This window comes from Acidimicrobiales bacterium (assembly GCA_035546775.1).
In the GTDB taxonomy this organism is placed as follows: Bacteria; Actinomycetota; Acidimicrobiia; order Acidimicrobiales; family JACCXE01; genus JACCXE01.
This window is the reverse complement of sequence record DASZWD010000030.1, coordinates 151,723-167,692: the sequence shown is the minus strand read 5'-3', so window position 1 is coordinate 167,692 and position 15,970 is coordinate 151,723. Positions and strand designations below refer to the sequence as shown.

The window sequence follows — 15,970 nt, the reverse complement described above, 5'->3', positions numbered from 1 at the left end:
CCGGCGTGAACAGCATCGACACGGGACGCTTCAAAACCGTCATGGGCCACTTCGCCACGGGCGTCACGATCGTCACCGCCCTTGAAGGTGAAACACCGGTCGGCTTCACCGCGCAGAGTTTCGTGTCGCTGTCGATCGACCCGCCGCTCGTCGCCGTGTGCCCGGCGCGGTCGTCGACCTCATGGCCGAGGATCGCGGCGGCTGACGGTCTGTGCATCAACATCCTCGGCGCCGATCAGGAGCCGGTCTGTCGCGCCATGGCGACGCCCGGAGCCGACAAGTTCTCAGGCGTCGGTTGGAGCGCAGCACCGCGCACCGGTGCGCCGTTGATCGACGGCTCGCTCGCGTGGGTCGAAGGCCGTATCGAGGCGACGCATCCGGCCGGCGACCACGAAATCGTCGTGGTGCGCGTCGAGGACATGGGCGAGGCCACGAGCGAAGGCCATCCGCATGGACCGCTGCTGTTCTACCGAGCCGGGTTCGGTTCGTTCACGTCATGAAGGTCCGCGAGACGTCGATCGCCGGGCTCTTCGAGATCTCGCTTGACATCAACCGCGACGACCGCGGTTCGTTTCGCGAGGCGTACCAGCGCGAGAAGCTGCTCGCCCTCGGTCTGCCCGACCTCGGTGTCGTGCAGTGGAACATCTCCACCAACGTGTCGCGCGGAACGCTGCGGGGCATCCACGCCGAGCCGTGGGACAAGTACATCCACGTCATCGCCGGCGAGGCGTATGCCGCCATCGTCGACCTGCGCGACGACTCGCCGACCTACAAGCAGTACGAGCAGTTCACGCTGACGCCCGAGAACGCGATCTTCGTGTCGCGCGGACTCGGCAACTCGTATCAGACGCTGACCGACGACTGCGTGTACGGCTACCTCGTCAACCAGCACTGGTCGCCCGACGCGCAGTACACGTTGATCTCCTACCGCGACCCCGAACTGGCGATCCCGTGGCCCGTCAGCCCGCCGATCGTGTCGGCGAAGGACGAGGGACATCCATCCCTAGCTGAGCGAGGATGAACGCCTGCACGCGGGCCTCGTCCTCCCACATGCTGTAGCGACCCGAAGGCCCGGCATGCCCGGCGCCCATTTCGGTCTTGAGCACGAGCGGCCGGTCGTCGGTCTTGGTCGTGCGTAGCTTCGCCACCCACTTCGCCGGCTCCCAGTACTGCACTCGAGGATCGTTGAGTCCGGCCTCGACGTACAGCGCCGGGTAGTTGGTCTCGGCGACGTTGTCGTAGGGCGAATACGACTTCATGTACTGGTAGTCGTCGGCGTTGTCGCGCGGGTTGCCCCACTCTTCCCACTCGGTCACGGTGAGGGGGATCGTCTCGTCGGACATGGTCGTGACTACGTCGACGAAGGGCACCTCGGCCACGACGGTGTTGAACAACTCGGGCGCCATGTTCGCTACGGCGCCCATGAGGAGACCGCCGGCCGATCCGCCGCGGGCGACCAGCTCGCCCGGCGCGCACCAGCCGGTCTCGACGAGGTGGCGAGCGCAGGCGATGAAGTCGGTGAACGTGTTGCGCTTGTGCAGCATCTTGCCGTTCTCGTACCAGTTGCGGCCCATCTCACCGCCGCCCCGAACGTGGGCGATGGCGTAGACGATGCCGCGGTCGACGAGGTTGAGGCGCGGGATTGAGAAGTAGGGGTCGATCGAGATCTCGTAGGAGCCGTAGCCGTAGAGCAGGCACGGGGTGGTGCCGTCGGGTTCGAAGTCGCGGGGGCAGAGGATGGATATCGGGATGCGGGTGCCGTCTTCGGTCGTCGCCCACTCGCGCGCCGTGCGGTAGTTCGACGCCGAGAAGTCGTCGAGCACCTCGGTCTGCTTGACGACGGTCGGCTGGCGCGTGGCGACGTCGTAGTCGATCCAGGTCATCGGCGTGTTGAGCGACGTGAAAGTGAAACGCAGCTTCGTCGTGTCGAACTCGGCGTTGGCGTCGATCTCGGCGGCGTAGACCGCCTCGGCGTGATGCATGACGTGCTGCGCGCTCGTCGCCTTGTCGATGATGCGGATGGTCGTGAGGGCATTGGCCCGCTCGCCGACGGCAACGAAGGTCTTGAAGGCTGCGACCTCCGTGACGCGGGTGCCTTCGCGATGCGCGAGCACGTCGATCCAGTGGGCGCGGCCGGGATTGTCGACGCCGGCAGCGACGACCTTGAAGTCGCGCGCGCCATCAGCGTTGGTGAGGATGAGGAAGCGCTCGCCGTCGTCGCACGTCTCGTATTCGAGACCGTCGACGCGCGGTTCGACGACCGTGAGCGGGCCGAGCGGATCGTCGATGCGCAGGAAGTGGTCCTCGTTCGAGATCTTGCTGCCCGAGCGCACGAACACGAAGCGGCCGGCAAGGTCGCGTTCGACGTGCACGAAGAAGCGCTCGTCGTCATCTTGGTAGACGATCGGGTCGTCTGCCGGGTCGTCGCCGAGCACGTGACGGCGTACCTGGTACGGGCGGTGGGCGTCGTCGAGCATCACGTAGAGGAAGACGTCGTCGGTCACCCAGCACGAGTCGCCGGCGGTGTCGGGGATCTCGTCGGGCAGGTCGCGCAGCGTGGTGAGGTCGCGCACCCGCATCGTGTACTTCTCCGAACCGTCGAAGTCGGTGGCGTAGAGGCAGTAGCGATCGCTCGGCGACACGCGCGGGCCGACGCAGGACAAATAGTCGTGACCCTCGGCCATGGTGTTGCGGTCGAGGATGACCGTCTCTTCGCCGTCGTCTCCGCTGCCCCGAGGACGCCGGCACGAGTCCGGGTACTGCGCGCCCTGCGCGGTGCGCACGTAGTACTCCCAGTCGCGCAACGGCACCGGCGGTGACGTGTCGTCTTCCTTCGTGCGTGCCTTGATCGTGTCGAACAACTCTTGGCGCAGGTCAGCCAGCGGTGCGAGGACGGTGTCGGTGTAGGCGTTCTCCGCTTCGAGGTAGGCAATGACTTCGGGGTTGTCGCGCTCGCGTAGCCAGTAGTACGGGTCGACGCGGACGTCGCCGAACGCGGTCAACTCGTGCGGGCGTTGTTCGGCGTAGGGCGGCTCGGGATAGGACACGTCCCCATTCTTAAGGCGCACCGGCGCCACGCGCCGCGCCCGCAACGGCGCGGTGCGGCGCGGATAAGCGGCCGCGGCCGCGGCCGCCGCCGCGGCTGCTGCTGCTGCTGTGGCTTCTGCTTCTTCGGCGGCGAGGCGTGTGGCTTCTGCTTCTTCGGCGGCGAGGCGTGCGGCTTCTGCTTCTTCGGCGGCGGCTCGCGCTTCCTCCTCGGCCGCGAGCCATTCAGCCGCTTCCTCCGCCGCGATTCGTTCGGCCTCTTCGGAGGCGAGCCGCAACCGCTCGAGTCGCGCCGCTTCTGCCGCCACCGCTTCGAGCCGGGCGGCCTCCATCGCGATTGCGTCCTCGTCGGTGGGTTCTTCCACTGTTAGATCAGCTAGCTGTTCGAACAGTGCAGATTCCTCCACTGTTCGATTAGGTACCTGAAGTGGCAGTGCAACAACCGGGGCGGGGGAGGCAGCCCGCGCTGCGTCGCGGCGACGGCGGCGTCGCCGGCGTGCCGTCGGCGACAACAGCAGCACCAGCGCGAACACCAGCGCCACGACCGCGACGACACCGAGCGCGACCCTAGCCGCCGCGCGGGCGCCGGTGTCCGCCTTCTCGCCATGACGCACCGAAGTCGGTGGCGCGCTCGTGACCGTCGTCGCGGGCGTTGCCGCCGTCACCAGGAGCAAGGCCGGCGACACGTACCGTTGCCCGCCTTCGCCCGCCGCGGACTCGAGTCGCTGGATGAGGCAGTTCACCTGCACGACGTACTGGCGGTCGACGGTCAGCCCTTCGGGCACCGGGAACGTGAAGTCGAATGCGTAGTTCCCGTCGGCCTTGAAGGTGCGCACCGGCTTGCCGTCGACCAACAGCTGCCCATCGTCGGCGCCAAACCCGTCCTGCACGCACCCGCGCCCGACCACGTGCACGGTCGCGCCGACCGGCGCCGACGCCGGCACCAACGTGAACACCGGCCCGGTGATCTCGAACGTCGAGCCCGGAATCGTGCGGTTCGTGTCGTTGCACGTCAGATCGGTCTCGTACACCGAGTCGGGGGACTGGTCGCCCGCTTCGGCGGGCGGCACCGCGTAATCGAAGCTGAACGAGCCTGTCGGTGCGGACGAGAACGCGAATTGTTCCCCCGACCCGTTCGTGACCTCGAAGCTGCCGCCAGCGGCACATCCCGTCCCCTCGACGTGGATCTTGGTGCCGACCGGCCCACTCGTCGGGGTTTGCTTCGTGATGCGGACCGTGGCGGCGGCCGCGGCGGTCGAGAACACGCCGGCTGACGCGACTACGAGGGCGACAATGGCGACCAACGCACCGACTCGTCGCCGCATGCCCGCGTTTCTACCGCTAATCAATCGGCCGCTGAAAAGCGGTCCCGGTAGGATCGGCCGCGATGTCGCAATCACAATCGGTTGGGGGGGTCGCGCGGTCTGACGGTTGGCGTCTACTGCGGCGGACCATTGGGAAGCAGAAGCTGGCGGTATCGATAGGGGTCAGCGCCGGCATCGTGTGGACGCTGGCGAAGGTTGCTCTGCCCACGCTGGCGCAGAAAGGCATCGACCAGGGCATCGTCGCCAACGAGCCGGGCGCGCTGCGCAAGTGGTCGGTGATCATCGTGGTCGTCGCCATGGTGTCGGCCGTGTGCACGGGGCTGCGGCGATTCGCGGCGTTCGGCGTGGCCTACCGCGCCGAGACGGACCTGCGGCTGCGCCTGTTCGCCCACCTCCAACGGCTGCATTTCGCCTATCACGACCGGGCCCAGACCGGGCAGCTGATGTCGCGCGCCGCCACCGACCTCCAGCAGATCCAGAGCTTCGTGGTGATGATCCCGATCACAATCTCGAATTCCCTGCAGATCCTGCTCGTCGCCATTCTGCTGCTCATCACCAACCTGAAACTGGCGGTCGTGGCGCTTGCGGCGCTGCCGCTGCTCAACGTGATGGCGAACCGGTTCTCCAAGCGCATCCACCCGGTGTCGATGGAGTTGCAGCAAGAACTTGCCGGTGTCGCCACGTCCGTCGAAGAGGCGGTTACCGGGATTCGCGTCGTCAAGGGGTTCGGCGCCGAGGCGCTGCAATCGCGGCGCATGAAGGCCACAGCCGAGCGTGTGCTCGACCGGGCGCTCTACGCCGGTCAAGTCCGCGCCGGTTTCATGCCGCTGCTCGATTTCATCCCGCAGGTCGGCATCTTCGCCATCGTGCTGCTCGGTGGCCACGACGTGCTGAACCACTCGCTGTCGCTGGGCAACCTGGTCAAGTTCCTCCTGTACGTGAACATGCTGATCTTCCCGCTGCGCATGACGGGCCAGCTGGTGGCGCAGGGTCAGCGCGCCGTGGCGGCGTCGCAGCGGGTCGAAGAGATCCTGGTCACCGAGGCGCTCATCGTCGACGCCCCGAACGCAACGCCGATGCCGCCGGGCCACGGCGAGATCCGCTTCGAGCACGTGAGCTTCGGCTACTCGCCCGAAGCCGAGAAGCCCGTCCTCGCCGACCTCAGCCTCACAATCCACGCCGGTGAGGCGGTGGCCATCGTGGGGCCGACGGGCTGCGGCAAGACGACGGTCGCCCGTCTCCTGCCGCGTTTCTACGAAGTGACAGGTGGGTCGATCACCATCGACGGTGCCGATGTGCGCACCGTGAAGCTGAGCCAACTCCGCACGTCGATCGGCATCGTGTTCGAGGACACCTTCCTGTTCGGCGACTCCGTGGCCGCCAACATCGCCTTCGCCGATCCCGACGCCACCCAGGAGCGAATCGAAGCGGCGGCCGCCCTCGCCGGCGCGCACGACTTCATCACCGAACTGCCCGACGGGTACGCCACCGAGATCGGCGAGCGCGGCTTCTCGCTGTCGGGCGGCCAGCGCCAGCGCATCGCCCTGGCTCGCGCGATCCTCGCCGATCCACGCGTGCTGATTCTCGACGACGCCACCAGCTCGGTCGACCCGACGAAGGAACACGAGATCCGCGACGCGCTGAAGACGGTGATGGCCGGTCGCACCACCATCGTGATTGCCCACCGACCGGCGACCATCGCGCTGGCCGACCGCGTGGTGCTCCTCGACGACGGCCGCATCATCGCCGAGGGCACTCACACCGAACTGCTGGCGACCAGCGAGCGCTATCGACAAGTCCTGGCGCAGGCCGAGGAGGTGGCGGCCTGATGGGTATGTGGGGCGGTCACGCCGTCGAAGAGGCCGAGAAACTCAAGGCGGGCGAAGGTCGCCAGCTGATGCGGCGGGCGCTGCGGATGCTGCGGCCCTATCGCGCCCAGGTCGTACTGACCGTCGGCGTGCTCATCATGTGGACCCTCGCCACCGTCGCCGGGCCGTGGATCATCGGCAAGGGCGTCGACGCGCTGGTCCACCGCAACGTCGGCAGACTCGATCGCGCCGCCGCGTTCTTCGCCGTCGACGCGATCGCGGTGTTCTTCTTGTCGCGTACGCAGATCCTTTTGATCAACCGGATCGGAGAGAGCTTCCTGCGCGACATGCGCGAGCGCGTCTTCGACCACCTGATGCAGATGTCGCTTGGCTTCTTCGACACGCAACAGACAGGCAAGCTCGTCGCCCGCATGACCAGCGACATCGACTCGCTTCAGGAGCTCGTGCAGCAGGGCATCATCGTGTTCATCACGAGCGGGCTGCTGCTCGTGGTGACGATCGGGGTGCTGCTGGTCAAGTCGTGGGAGCTGGCGCTGCTGTGCCTGGCGGCGCTGCCGATCGTGGTTATCGCGTCGATCCAGTTCCAGCGGGCGTCGAACAAGGCGTATCTGGTCGTGCGCGAGCGCATCGGCCAGACGCTGGCCACGTTCCAGGAGAGTGTGTCGGGCGTGCGCGTCATCCAGGCGTTCGGACGCGAGCAGGCCAACGAGAAGCGCTTCGCCCATCACAACCAGGAGCAGCTCGACGCGTACTCCTACGCGGTGAAGATCTCCGCCATCTACTTCCCGGTGGTCGAACTCGCCGGCAACATCGGCCTCGCCATCGTCGTGGGCATCGGCGGCGTGCTGGTGCACGACAAGACGATCACGATCGGCACCATCACGTCGTTCGTGCTGTACCTCCAGAACCTGTTCGACCCGGTGCAGCAGCTGAGCCAGTTGTTCAACACCCTGCAGTCCGCCGGCGCGGCGCTCAACAAGCTGTTCGGCGTGCTCGACACGCCGTCGCCGATCCAGGAGCGCAAGGCGGCGGTCGACCTGCCGGCGCGGGGCGTGCTTGAGGCCGTCGACCTCACCTTCGCCTACAGCCCCGACGGCCCGCGCGTCCTCGACCACGTCGGCATTCAGATCCAACCCGGCGAGCGCGTGGCCTTCGTGGGACCCACGGGCGCGGGCAAGTCGACGCTGGCCAAGCTGCTGTCGCGCATGTACGACCCCCTCGAGGGCGCGGTCCGCTACGGCGGTGTGGACTTGCGCGACGCCACGCTGGCGTCGATGAAGGAACGCTTCACCGTCGTGCCCCAGGAGGGCTACCTGTTCCAGGGCACGATCATGGACAACGTGCGGCTGGCCAAGCCCTCGGCCAGCGACGCCGACGTCGAAGCCGCCATGGCGCGCATCGGCGTGCTCGACCACTTCGCCACCCTGGCCGAAGGCCTGCACACCGAAGTGCGCGAAAAGGGGTCCCGCTTCTCCGCCGGCGAACGCCAGCTCGTGTCGCTGGCGCGCGCCGCGTTGGCCGACACCGAGGTGCTCGTGCTCGACGAGGCCACGTCGTCGCTCGACCCCGGTACCGAGGTCGAGGTCGAGGTGGCCCTCACCAAGCTCATGGAGGGCAAGACGGTCATCCTGATCGCCCACCGCCTCACGACCGCCGAGCGGGCCGACCGGGTCGCGGTGGTCGACGCCGGCGGCATCGTCGAGATGGGCACCCACGCCGATCTCGTGGTGCGCGGCGGCGCCTACGCCGCCCTGTTCGGCAGCTGGTCCGGGCATGCGGCTGCCTCTTGACGGGTTTACTACTATCTAGGTAGTGGAAATTCGGAGGCGTTGCAGTGGCGATTGAAGAGCTCAACCTCAGTAAGTACGCGCTGGGCTGGAGCGACGCGGAGAACTACGTCTTCAAGCCGGCCAAGGGCCTGAGCGAGAACGTCGTCAAGGACATCTCGTGGTGGAAGGGCGAGCCGGACTGGATGACCAAGTTCCGGCTGAAGTCGCTCCAGCGCTTTGACAAGAAGCCGATGGCGGCGTGGTTCGCCGACCACATCCCGAACATCGACTTCGACGACATCTACTACTACATCAAGCCGACGGAGCAGGTCACCGACGACTGGGACGAGCTGCCCGAACAGATGCGGCAGACCTACGAGAAGCTCGGGATTCCCGAAGCCGAGCAGCGCTACTTCGCCGGCGTCACCTCACAATATGAGAGCGAAGTGGTTTACCACCGCAACCGCGAAGACCTCGAGAAGCAGGGGATCATCTTCTGCGACATGGACACGGCGCTGCGGGAGTATCCGGAACTGCTCAAGCAGTACTTCGGCACCGTCATCCCACCGGGCGACAACAAGTTCGCCGCCCTCAACTCGGCGGTCTGGTCGGGTGGCTCGTTCATCTACGTGCCGCCGGGTGTGAATTGCGAGCTACCGCTGCAGGCGTACTTCCGGATCAACTCGGAAAACGCCGGCCAGTTCGAGCGCACGCTGATCATCGCCGACGAAGGCGCGCAGGTGCACTACATCGAGGGCTGCTCGGCGCCGGTGTACGCCAAGGACACCGACTCGCTGCACTCGGCGGTCGTCGAACTCATCGCCAAGCCGCACTCGCGCATCACGTACACCACGATCCAGAACTGGTCGAACAACGTCTACAACCTCGTGACGAAGCGAGCCCGTGCCGAAGAGGGCGCCCACGTCGAATGGATTGACGGCAACATCGGCTCGAAGCGCACGATCAAGTACCCGTCGGTGTACCTCATGGGTCCGAAGGCGTCGGGTGAGGTGCTGTCGGTGGCCTATGCGGGCGCCGATCAGTGGCAGGACACCGGAGCCAAGATGTACCACTGCGCGCCGGAGACCACGTCCACCATCATCTCGAAGTCGATCTCGAAGGACGGTGGACGCACCACGTACCGCGGCCTCGTCCACGTCGACGAGGGCGCGACGAACTCCAAGAGCTTCGTCCGCTGCGACGCCCTGTTGCTCGACGAGGACAGCCAGTCCGACACCTATCCGTACATGGAAGTGGGCGAGCGCGACGCTGCGATCGGTCACGAGGCCACCGTGTCGAAGATCGGCTCGGAGCAGCTCTTCTATCTGATGAGCCGCGGCCTGTCCGAAGAGCAGGCGATGGGCATGATCGTGAACGGCTTCATCGAGCCGATCACCAAGACGCTGCCGATGGAGTACGCCGTGGAGTGGTCCCGGTTGATCGAACTCCAGATGGAAGGCTCGATCGGCTAGTCCGCCACGTAAATGATGCTGTCGACGACGTAGCCGCCGCCCGGCCAGTTCTCGACCGTCATCTGCAACGAGCCGCCCTCGTAGGTCCACACGCAGTTGAACTGCCCACCGACGGGCGTGCACGGCTGGCGGTCGTACTTCGTCGCCGACGAGTACGGGTGGGCGAACAGCTTGGTGATCGCCTGCGGCTTGGCGTAGCGCGACGCGTCGTCCTGGTTGTTGCCCACCCACGCGCCGTAGAGGCCGTCGGCGGCGCCCTGCGGTGTCTGGGCCGGGCCGCTCGGAATCGTCGTGCTCGTACTCGTCGTCGACGCGGTCGTCGTCACCGTCGTCGCCGTACCTGACGAGTCCTTCTTGTCGTTCTTGCCACACGCCCCGAGCGCGAGCACACACAAAACCGCCACTGCCAGTCGTCGCATGTCGCTACGGTACTGACGCCTGTGCGGGTGTACGTGGAGGTGGCGCGGCGGAGCTTCCGGCGGTTCTCGACCTACCGCGCCGCCACCGTCGCCGGCATCTTCACCAATTCGGTGTTCGGGATGATCCGTGCCGCCGTGTTCATCGCAGTCGTGAAAACGCATCCGGGCGCCGGCGGCTACGACGTGCGCGACGTCGTCACCTTTACGTTCATCTCGCAGGGGATGCTGGCGTTCCTCTCGGCGTTCTCAGGCATCGAAGAGATCAGCAACCGCGTGCGCACCGGCGACATCGTCACCGACTTCTACCGGCCGTCGGACTTCCAGACGTGGTGGCTCGCCTTCGACAGCGGCCGGGCCACGTTTCAGCTCGTCGGTCGCTTCGCGCCGATCGTCGCTGTCGGCGCGCTCGTCTACGGGGTGCGCTGGCCGGCGAGCTTCGGCGTCGCCGCGCTGTTCGCGCTGTCGATGTACGCCGCGCTGCTCATCTCCTTCGGCGTGCGCTACCTCGTCAGCCTGACGTCGTTCTGGCTGCTCGACATCCGCGGCACGACCCAGCTGGCGGTCACGCTCATCATGTTCGGGTCGGGTAACACCGCGCCGCTGTCGTTCTTCCCGCACTGGCTCGAGCCGACGGTGCGGGCGCTGCCCTTCGCCGGGATGATCCAGACGCCGGCCGACGTGTGGATGGGCAAGGTCACGGGGGCCGCCGCCGCCGGCCGCGTCGGCCAACAGGTGGCGTGGGCCGCGGTGCTGTTCCTCGTCGGTCGCTACGTGACGACGCGGGCCACGCGCCGGGTGGTGATCCAGGGTGGTTGAGGCGGTGCGCAGCGCCGTCGGCACCTACCGCATCCTCGCCGGCGCGCGGTTGCGGTCCGACCTCGAATACCGCGTCAGCTTCGTGTTGTTCACCCTGAGCCAGTTCTTGATCACGGCGCTGGACTTCATCGCCGTCCTCATCGTGTTCACCAACGTGCACTCACTGAAGGGCTGGACCGTGGGCGAGGTGGCGTTCCTCTACGGCCTCGGCAATCTCGGTTTCGCCTTGGCCGACCTGTTCGTCTCGGCCATCGAGGCGGTACAGATTCACGTGCGCGAGGGCAGCCTCGACCGGTTCCTGCTGCGGCCGGCCTCGCCGATGGTGCAGGTGATCGCGGACGAGTTCTCGTTGCGCCGCATCGGCAAGGTGCTCGAGGGCCTGACGGTGCTGGTCATCGGTTGCGTCGCCGCGCCGATTCACTGGACGGTTACGCGCGCCGCGATGCTCGTCGTGTCCCTGCTGAGCGCGGCTGCGATCTTCGGTGCCGTGTGGGTGCTGGCGACGTGCTTGTGCTTCTGGTGGGTCGACGCCCGCGAGGCGGCAAACGCCGTCACCTACGGCGGCGCGTTCCTCGCTGAGTACCCGCTGGCGGTCTACGGCGGCATACTGCGCCGCGTGCTCGCCTTCGGGGTGCCGATCGCGTTCGCCAACTACTTCCCGGCGGTCTACGTGCTGGGGCGCACCGATCGGCTTGGCGCCCCGGCGTGGATCTCTTTCGCGAGCCCGCTCGTCGCCGTCGCCGTGTCCGTGGCGGCGGCGGCGGCGTGGCGCACGGGGCTGCGGCACTACCGGAGCACGGGTAGCTGATGGCCGTCATCACCGCCGAGGGTTTGGGCAAGACGTTCCGTGTCCGCCGCCGTGCCGGGCGACTGCGGCGGCGCGTCGAGAACGTCGTGGCCGTTTCCGATCTGCACTTCGCCGTCGAACCGGGTGAGATGGTCGGCTACATCGGGCCGAACGGCGCCGGGAAGTCCACGACGATCAAGATGCTGACCGGCATCCTCGTGCCGTCGCACGGTGACGTGCGCGTGCTGGGCCTCGACCCGTCGCGCCGGCGGACGGAGGTGGCGCGCCAGGTCGGCGTCGTGTTCGGCCAGCGCACGCAGCTGTGGTGGGACCTCCCCCTGGCCGACAGCTTCGACCTGTTGCGGCGCGTCTACAAGGTGGGCGACGCCGACTATCGCGCCACCCTCGACGAACTCGTCGACCTCCTCGACCTGGACGCGCTGCTGCCGGTCCCCGTACGGCAGCTCTCGCTCGGCCAACGCATGCGCGGCGACATCGCCGCGTCGCTGCTGCACGACCCCGCGATCCTCTACCTCGACGAGCCGACCATCGGTCTCGACGTGGTGAGCAAGGCGCGGGTGCGTGAGTTCCTGGCGAAGCGCAACGCCGAGCGGGGCACCACCGTGCTGCTGACGACGCATGACCTCGACGACATCGAGCACCTGTGCCAGCGGGTGATGATCATCGACCACGGCCGGTTGCTGTTCGACGGCGGGCTGGTCGAGGTGATCGAGCGGCTGGGAGAGGAACGAACGCTGGTCGTCGACCTCGCCGCCGAGTCGCCGCCGCTGACGGTGCCGGGCACGCGGCTGGTGTCGGTCGAAGGGACGCGCCAGCGCTTCGCGTTCAAGCGCTCGGAGGCGTCGGCGGCGGCGGTCATCGCCGGGGTCGCCGCCGCCGCCGAGATCGTCGAGTTGACGATCGAGGAGCCCGACATCGAATCCGCCATCCGGCGTCTGTACGAGTCGGGGCTGTAGCCGGTCTCGTGGCCGGCGCACCTACACGGGCTGCTCGCAGTTGAGCACGGCGTCCGGTCCAGGCGCAGAGGAGCAGGCGTCGGTGCCTTGACCACCGTCGAGGAAGTCCGGGGCGTTCCCGCCATCGAGAACGTCGTCGCCGTCACCGCCGAAGAGACGATCTTTGCCGTTTTCTCCGTTGAGAACGTCGCCGCCGTTGCCTCCGATCAGCACGTCCTTCCCGTTGCCGCCGTAGAGCGTGTCGTCGCCGAGTCCGCCGACGATGCAGTCGTCCTGATTGCCGCCGTGAATGACGTCGTTGCCCCCGAATCCGAATATGAGATCGGCGTGAACGGTGCCGTAGAGCACGTCATCGCCCCCGGTACCGGTGATGACGTGGGTGAACACCATCCCTGCGCACTCGGGCGGGGGTGATGGCGTCCAGGTCCCGGCCGTGATGCTGTAGGTGGCGGTCGAGTCCCGGTCGCCAAGTCGCGCGTAGACAAACGTCCCGCACATCAGCGCACCGGCGGCGGCGACGGAAGTCATCGCGATGAGCGAACGGTGCCAACGCATCACGTGTGCCTCCTCGTCAGGCGGATCTGTTGGATCACGACCAGTACGAGCCCGGCGGCGATCAGTTCTAATGCGGGGGCGACGAGCCTCTTCACGTCGAGGCCTGTCGCGCCGAGCGCGGGCGTGCCTTGCACGCGGGTGATCTGGGCTCCCGCCACGCTGGTGCCACCGGCCACCTCCTCGATGCGCATCTCGAACACGAACGAGACCAGGTCGGACTGCGTGAGGTTGGTGGAGCTGCGAGGCAAGAGGTCGGCAACCGCGTAGGTGCGCGACTCTTGCGCGGCGAGAGGGACGGAGTCGACGGCGTACTGGTCGCTCCAGTCGTCGAGGGTGTCGACGTGCACCGCGCGGTCGCTGTCGTCGGGCACGGACAGCGACAGCTGCAAGTCGTTCTGCAACTCGCCGCCGCCCAGCCCGCAAGTCGTATCGCCCGCTTGCTTCTCGGGACGGTCGCAGCCGCGGTCGTCGGAACGCAGATCACGGACCGCGAGCGCGAATTCGACCGGGAACGCGTTCGGGTTCGTCACCGTGAACGTGGCGGCTTCTCCCTGCCCGGGGGCGATGCCGCTGAGGTGGAATAACGGCGGGGCGCCCGGGATCGAAAGCCACGCAGCGCTCTCCGCTGCTCGGGCCGGTGCTCCGGGAACTCCATAGAGCGCGGCGAGTGCGATCGTGGCCAGCGCGGCTCCGACGCGTATCCGTTTCATCACTCTTCCTCTCCCGCGGCCGACCCGTGGTTGGTGCGCAAGGCGACGGCCATGGTCTTCATTCCGAGGTCGAGTCGGGCGGCGGTCGAGCCGTCGACGTCATCGCCGAGCCCTGCCGGCGCGGGCACGGTGACGGCTCGGGACTTCGCCGAGGCGACAACGCCATAGCGCTGCAACGCCTCTTCGAACGCGCGGACCCGCGCCGGCTCCGCCACGAGCGCGACCGTGATCGACGCCGGTCCGACCACTTCGATGCTGCCCCCCGCTCGCGTGGTGAGATCGGCGATGCTGAGCAGTTGCGTCCAGTCGGCGGCGATCGTCGCCAAGAGAACTTGCCGAGTCGTGCCGTCCGCGCCCGCCTCGCCCGCCGAGGCGCCGCCGCGCAGTTCGCGGCGGATCGAGCCGATTTCGTTGGCGATGACCAGCATGCCGGGGAACAGCAGCAGTCCGGCGTATCCGGCCGGAGTGTGGACCGTCTGGACCAGCCACCCCAGATGCGGGGCGCCGAAGACGACGCGTCCGCGTAGTTCGCTGGCCGGTACCGGGTCCCGATCGGCGTCGCTGTTGGCATCGCCTTTCGTGACGAAGCTGAGTTGTCCGCCGGAGTGCTGAACCCGCACCACGCGGTGGGTCACAAGCGTGCGGGGATCGTCGCCGCGATGGAACGCGATGACGTCACCGGCGCGGACGCGTGACGGGTTCACCGCCTCGAGTGCCAGAACCGAGCGAGCGGGATAGGTCGGCGTCATGCTCCCCGACAGGACGTCGACGAGCCGCCATCCGAACGCGCGCGGCACGACCAGGATGGTGAGCGCCGTCAGGGCAGCCGCAACCGCCAGCGCTTGTGCTGCAATCGTGAGAAGTCTCGTGGCTTTACGCATCACGGGCACCGTCCGGTGACCCGAGCGGTCGCTACGACCGCTCGGGCCACCGTGAAGGGTCAGGCCTGTTCCAACACGAACTCGAGATGGAACGACAGCGAGTCCGATTGGATCTGGTTGGTCGCGTCATCCGAGATCTTCCATCCGAACCACAACTCGAAGGGAGCAGCCGGGTACTGGTCTCCGGCCGGGATCAGAATCGGGTGAGGACCCCAGATCAGGTCGGTGATCTCTTCGGAGCCACCGACGGCCAGGGTGTCGAGTCCCATCGATGGGACCGTGCCGCCATAGCCGAACGAGTTGCCGTCGACGTTGACCTTGAGCCAGTTGTCGATCTCGCCGCCGACTGGGTCCGTGTCGGGCGCGTCGGTCTCGGGATCGACCATGCCGTTCTCCGCGTCAGCGTCCTTCACGAGGTAAACGTGCAGGTTGCCGGGCAGGGTCCCGGTGTTCTGGAGGACGAAGCCGTGGCCCACTCCAGTGTCGGAACCGGGATAGGCGTTGGCGACGTCGTAGTCAACCGTCGCGGCACTGCCACCGACTTCGAGCTTGAGCGTGCCGGCCGTCACGTCGACCTGTGCCGACGTATCCGAGTCGACGTACGTGGCGAAAGCTCCCGCACCAATCGTGGTCGCTGCGACCGCGATCGCGAGACCAGACCACAGAATCTTTCGGTTCATGAGTTGTCTCCGTTTCCAAAGGGCAGCGACTCCCGCTGCGTGGTGTCGAGGCGTCGGTCTCGCCATTCGCTCCTTGCGGACCAGTGGCGACCGCTGCGCGGTCCGCAGATCTGTGCATCGCCCCACCGGTTTTCTCTCCGGCATGCTCAAGGAGTACGGCCCACACGAGTCCGGCAGTAGAGGCGCAGGGCACCAACAAGGGGGGACGCTGGCGCGGCCGACCGGCGTACGACGCGTCCGCTGCTTCACTGCCAGAGGTCCCAAACCTGATGGCTTTCGACGCGGCGACGCGCTGCTGTTTGGGCTCAGATGTCATGTGAGACCATGGAGCCATGGCAATGCGGGAGGACTGCAAGCACTACGCCACCCGGACGTACGGCAACGGCGAGATCGTGCGCATGTGCCGGCTCGACCTCGCGCCCGAGGCGCCGTGGAAATGCCCCGAAGACTGCGCTCGCTTCGAGCGGCGCACGTGGGACGCCGGCTGGACGCAGGGCAAGCTGGCCGACACCGCCCCCAAACCGGCTGAGCCAGCGGGCGACCCCGAGGAGATCGCGGCGCTGCTCGACATGGCCGAAGACGTCATCAACGACATCGGAGCCGACGTCCTCGCCGAGCATCGAGCCGCCGAAGCGAAGAAGAGCAAGGGCATCCTGCCCAAGTTCAAGAAGAAGCGCGGCAAACGCTGAACCTCGCCACCGCGTC

At 67.1% G+C, this 15,970-nt stretch carries 15 protein-coding genes; 9 read left to right on the top strand and 6 right to left on the bottom strand.

What is annotated here, in order from left to right:
• Positions 1 to 5: 5 nt before the first annotated feature.
• Positions 6 to 500 (top strand): flavin reductase family protein, encoded by a 495-nt coding sequence (locus VHC63_06640; protein ID HVV36265.1) that lies wholly within the window; start codon positions 6 to 8, stop codon positions 498 to 500.
• Entirely contained in the window at positions 497 to 1,021 is a 525-nt protein-coding gene (locus tag VHC63_06635) for a dTDP-4-dehydrorhamnose 3,5-epimerase family protein (protein HVV36264.1), read from the top strand. The genes VHC63_06640 and VHC63_06635 overlap by 4 nt, the downstream gene beginning before the upstream one ends.
• On the opposite strand, the gene VHC63_06630 is transcribed toward VHC63_06635, so the two are convergent.
• Positions 960 to 4,370, bottom strand: a complete 3,411-nt coding sequence (locus VHC63_06630) for a S9 family peptidase (protein ID HVV36263.1) — start codon at positions 4,368 to 4,370, stop codon at positions 960 to 962. The two genes, VHC63_06635 and VHC63_06630, sit on opposite strands and share 62 nt — an antisense overlap.
• Positions 4,371 to 4,432: 62 nt before the next feature.
• Between VHC63_06630 and VHC63_06625 the strand changes: the two genes are divergently transcribed.
• Genes VHC63_06625 through sufB form a run of 3 tightly spaced genes read left to right on the top strand, consistent with a single transcriptional unit; the run spans position 4,433 to position 9,440 of the window.
• Entirely contained in the window at positions 4,433 to 6,199 is a 1,767-nt protein-coding gene (locus tag VHC63_06625) for an ABC transporter ATP-binding protein (GenBank protein ID HVV36262.1), read from the top strand.
• On the top strand, positions 6,199 to 7,989 hold the full coding sequence (locus VHC63_06620; GenBank protein HVV36261.1) for an ABC transporter ATP-binding protein: 1,791 nt from the start codon (positions 6,199 to 6,201) through the stop codon (positions 7,987 to 7,989). Before VHC63_06625 ends, VHC63_06620 begins: the two co-directional genes overlap by 1 nt.
• Before the next feature lie 44 nt (positions 7,990 to 8,033).
• The gene (gene sufB, locus VHC63_06615; GenBank protein ID HVV36260.1) at positions 8,034 to 9,440 is read left to right on the top strand and encodes a Fe-S cluster assembly protein SufB; all 1,407 of its coding nucleotides are present in this window, start codon (positions 8,034 to 8,036) and stop codon (positions 9,438 to 9,440) included.
• Here the strand turns inward: sufB and VHC63_06610 are convergent.
• Complete coding sequence (locus VHC63_06610; protein ID HVV36259.1) at positions 9,437 to 9,859, bottom strand: hypothetical protein; 423 nt, start codon at positions 9,857 to 9,859, stop codon at positions 9,437 to 9,439. The two genes, sufB and VHC63_06610, sit on opposite strands and share 4 nt — an antisense overlap.
• 21 nt (positions 9,860 to 9,880) lie before the next feature.
• On the opposite strand from VHC63_06610, the gene VHC63_06605 reads away from it, so the two are divergent.
• Genes VHC63_06605 through VHC63_06595 form a run of 3 tightly spaced genes read left to right on the top strand, consistent with a single transcriptional unit; the run spans position 9,881 to position 12,439 of the window.
• On the top strand, positions 9,881 to 10,675 hold the full coding sequence (locus VHC63_06605; GenBank protein ID HVV36258.1) for an ABC-2 family transporter protein: 795 nt from the start codon (positions 9,881 to 9,883) through the stop codon (positions 10,673 to 10,675).
• Entirely contained in the window at positions 10,668 to 11,483 is an 816-nt protein-coding gene (locus VHC63_06600; protein HVV36257.1) for an ABC-2 family transporter protein, read from the top strand. The genes VHC63_06605 and VHC63_06600 overlap by 8 nt, the downstream gene beginning before the upstream one ends.
• Positions 11,483 to 12,439, top strand: a complete 957-nt coding sequence (locus VHC63_06595; protein HVV36256.1) for an ATP-binding cassette domain-containing protein — start codon at positions 11,483 to 11,485, stop codon at positions 12,437 to 12,439. Before VHC63_06600 ends, VHC63_06595 begins: the two co-directional genes overlap by 1 nt.
• 21 nt (positions 12,440 to 12,460) lie before the next feature.
• Here the strand turns inward: VHC63_06595 and VHC63_06590 are convergent, their stop codons facing one another.
• Genes VHC63_06590 through VHC63_06575 form a run of 4 tightly spaced genes read right to left on the bottom strand, consistent with a single transcriptional unit; the run spans position 12,461 to position 15,265 of the window.
• Positions 12,461 to 12,967: a calcium-binding protein gene (locus VHC63_06590; GenBank protein ID HVV36255.1), complete on the bottom strand. Its 507-nt coding sequence runs from the start codon at positions 12,965 to 12,967 to the stop codon at positions 12,461 to 12,463.
• A 26-nt stretch (positions 12,968 to 12,993) separates the two neighbouring features.
• Positions 12,994 to 13,704, bottom strand: a complete 711-nt coding sequence (locus VHC63_06585; GenBank protein ID HVV36254.1) for a hypothetical protein — start codon at positions 13,702 to 13,704, stop codon at positions 12,994 to 12,996.
• Entirely contained in the window at positions 13,704 to 14,585 is an 882-nt protein-coding gene (locus VHC63_06580) for a signal peptidase I (GenBank protein HVV36253.1), read from the bottom strand. Before VHC63_06580 ends, VHC63_06585 begins: the two co-directional genes overlap by 1 nt.
• Before the next feature lie 59 nt (positions 14,586 to 14,644).
• Positions 14,645 to 15,265, bottom strand: coding sequence for a TasA family protein (locus tag VHC63_06575; GenBank protein HVV36252.1), 621 nt, complete (start codon positions 15,263 to 15,265; stop codon positions 14,645 to 14,647).
• Between the two features lie 332 nt (positions 15,266 to 15,597).
• Here VHC63_06575 and VHC63_06570 point away from each other — a divergent pair, with 332 nt between their 5' ends.
• Positions 15,598 to 15,954, top strand: a complete 357-nt coding sequence (locus VHC63_06570; protein HVV36251.1) for a hypothetical protein — start codon at positions 15,598 to 15,600, stop codon at positions 15,952 to 15,954.
• The last annotated feature ends 16 nt before the right edge of the window (positions 15,955 to 15,970 follow it).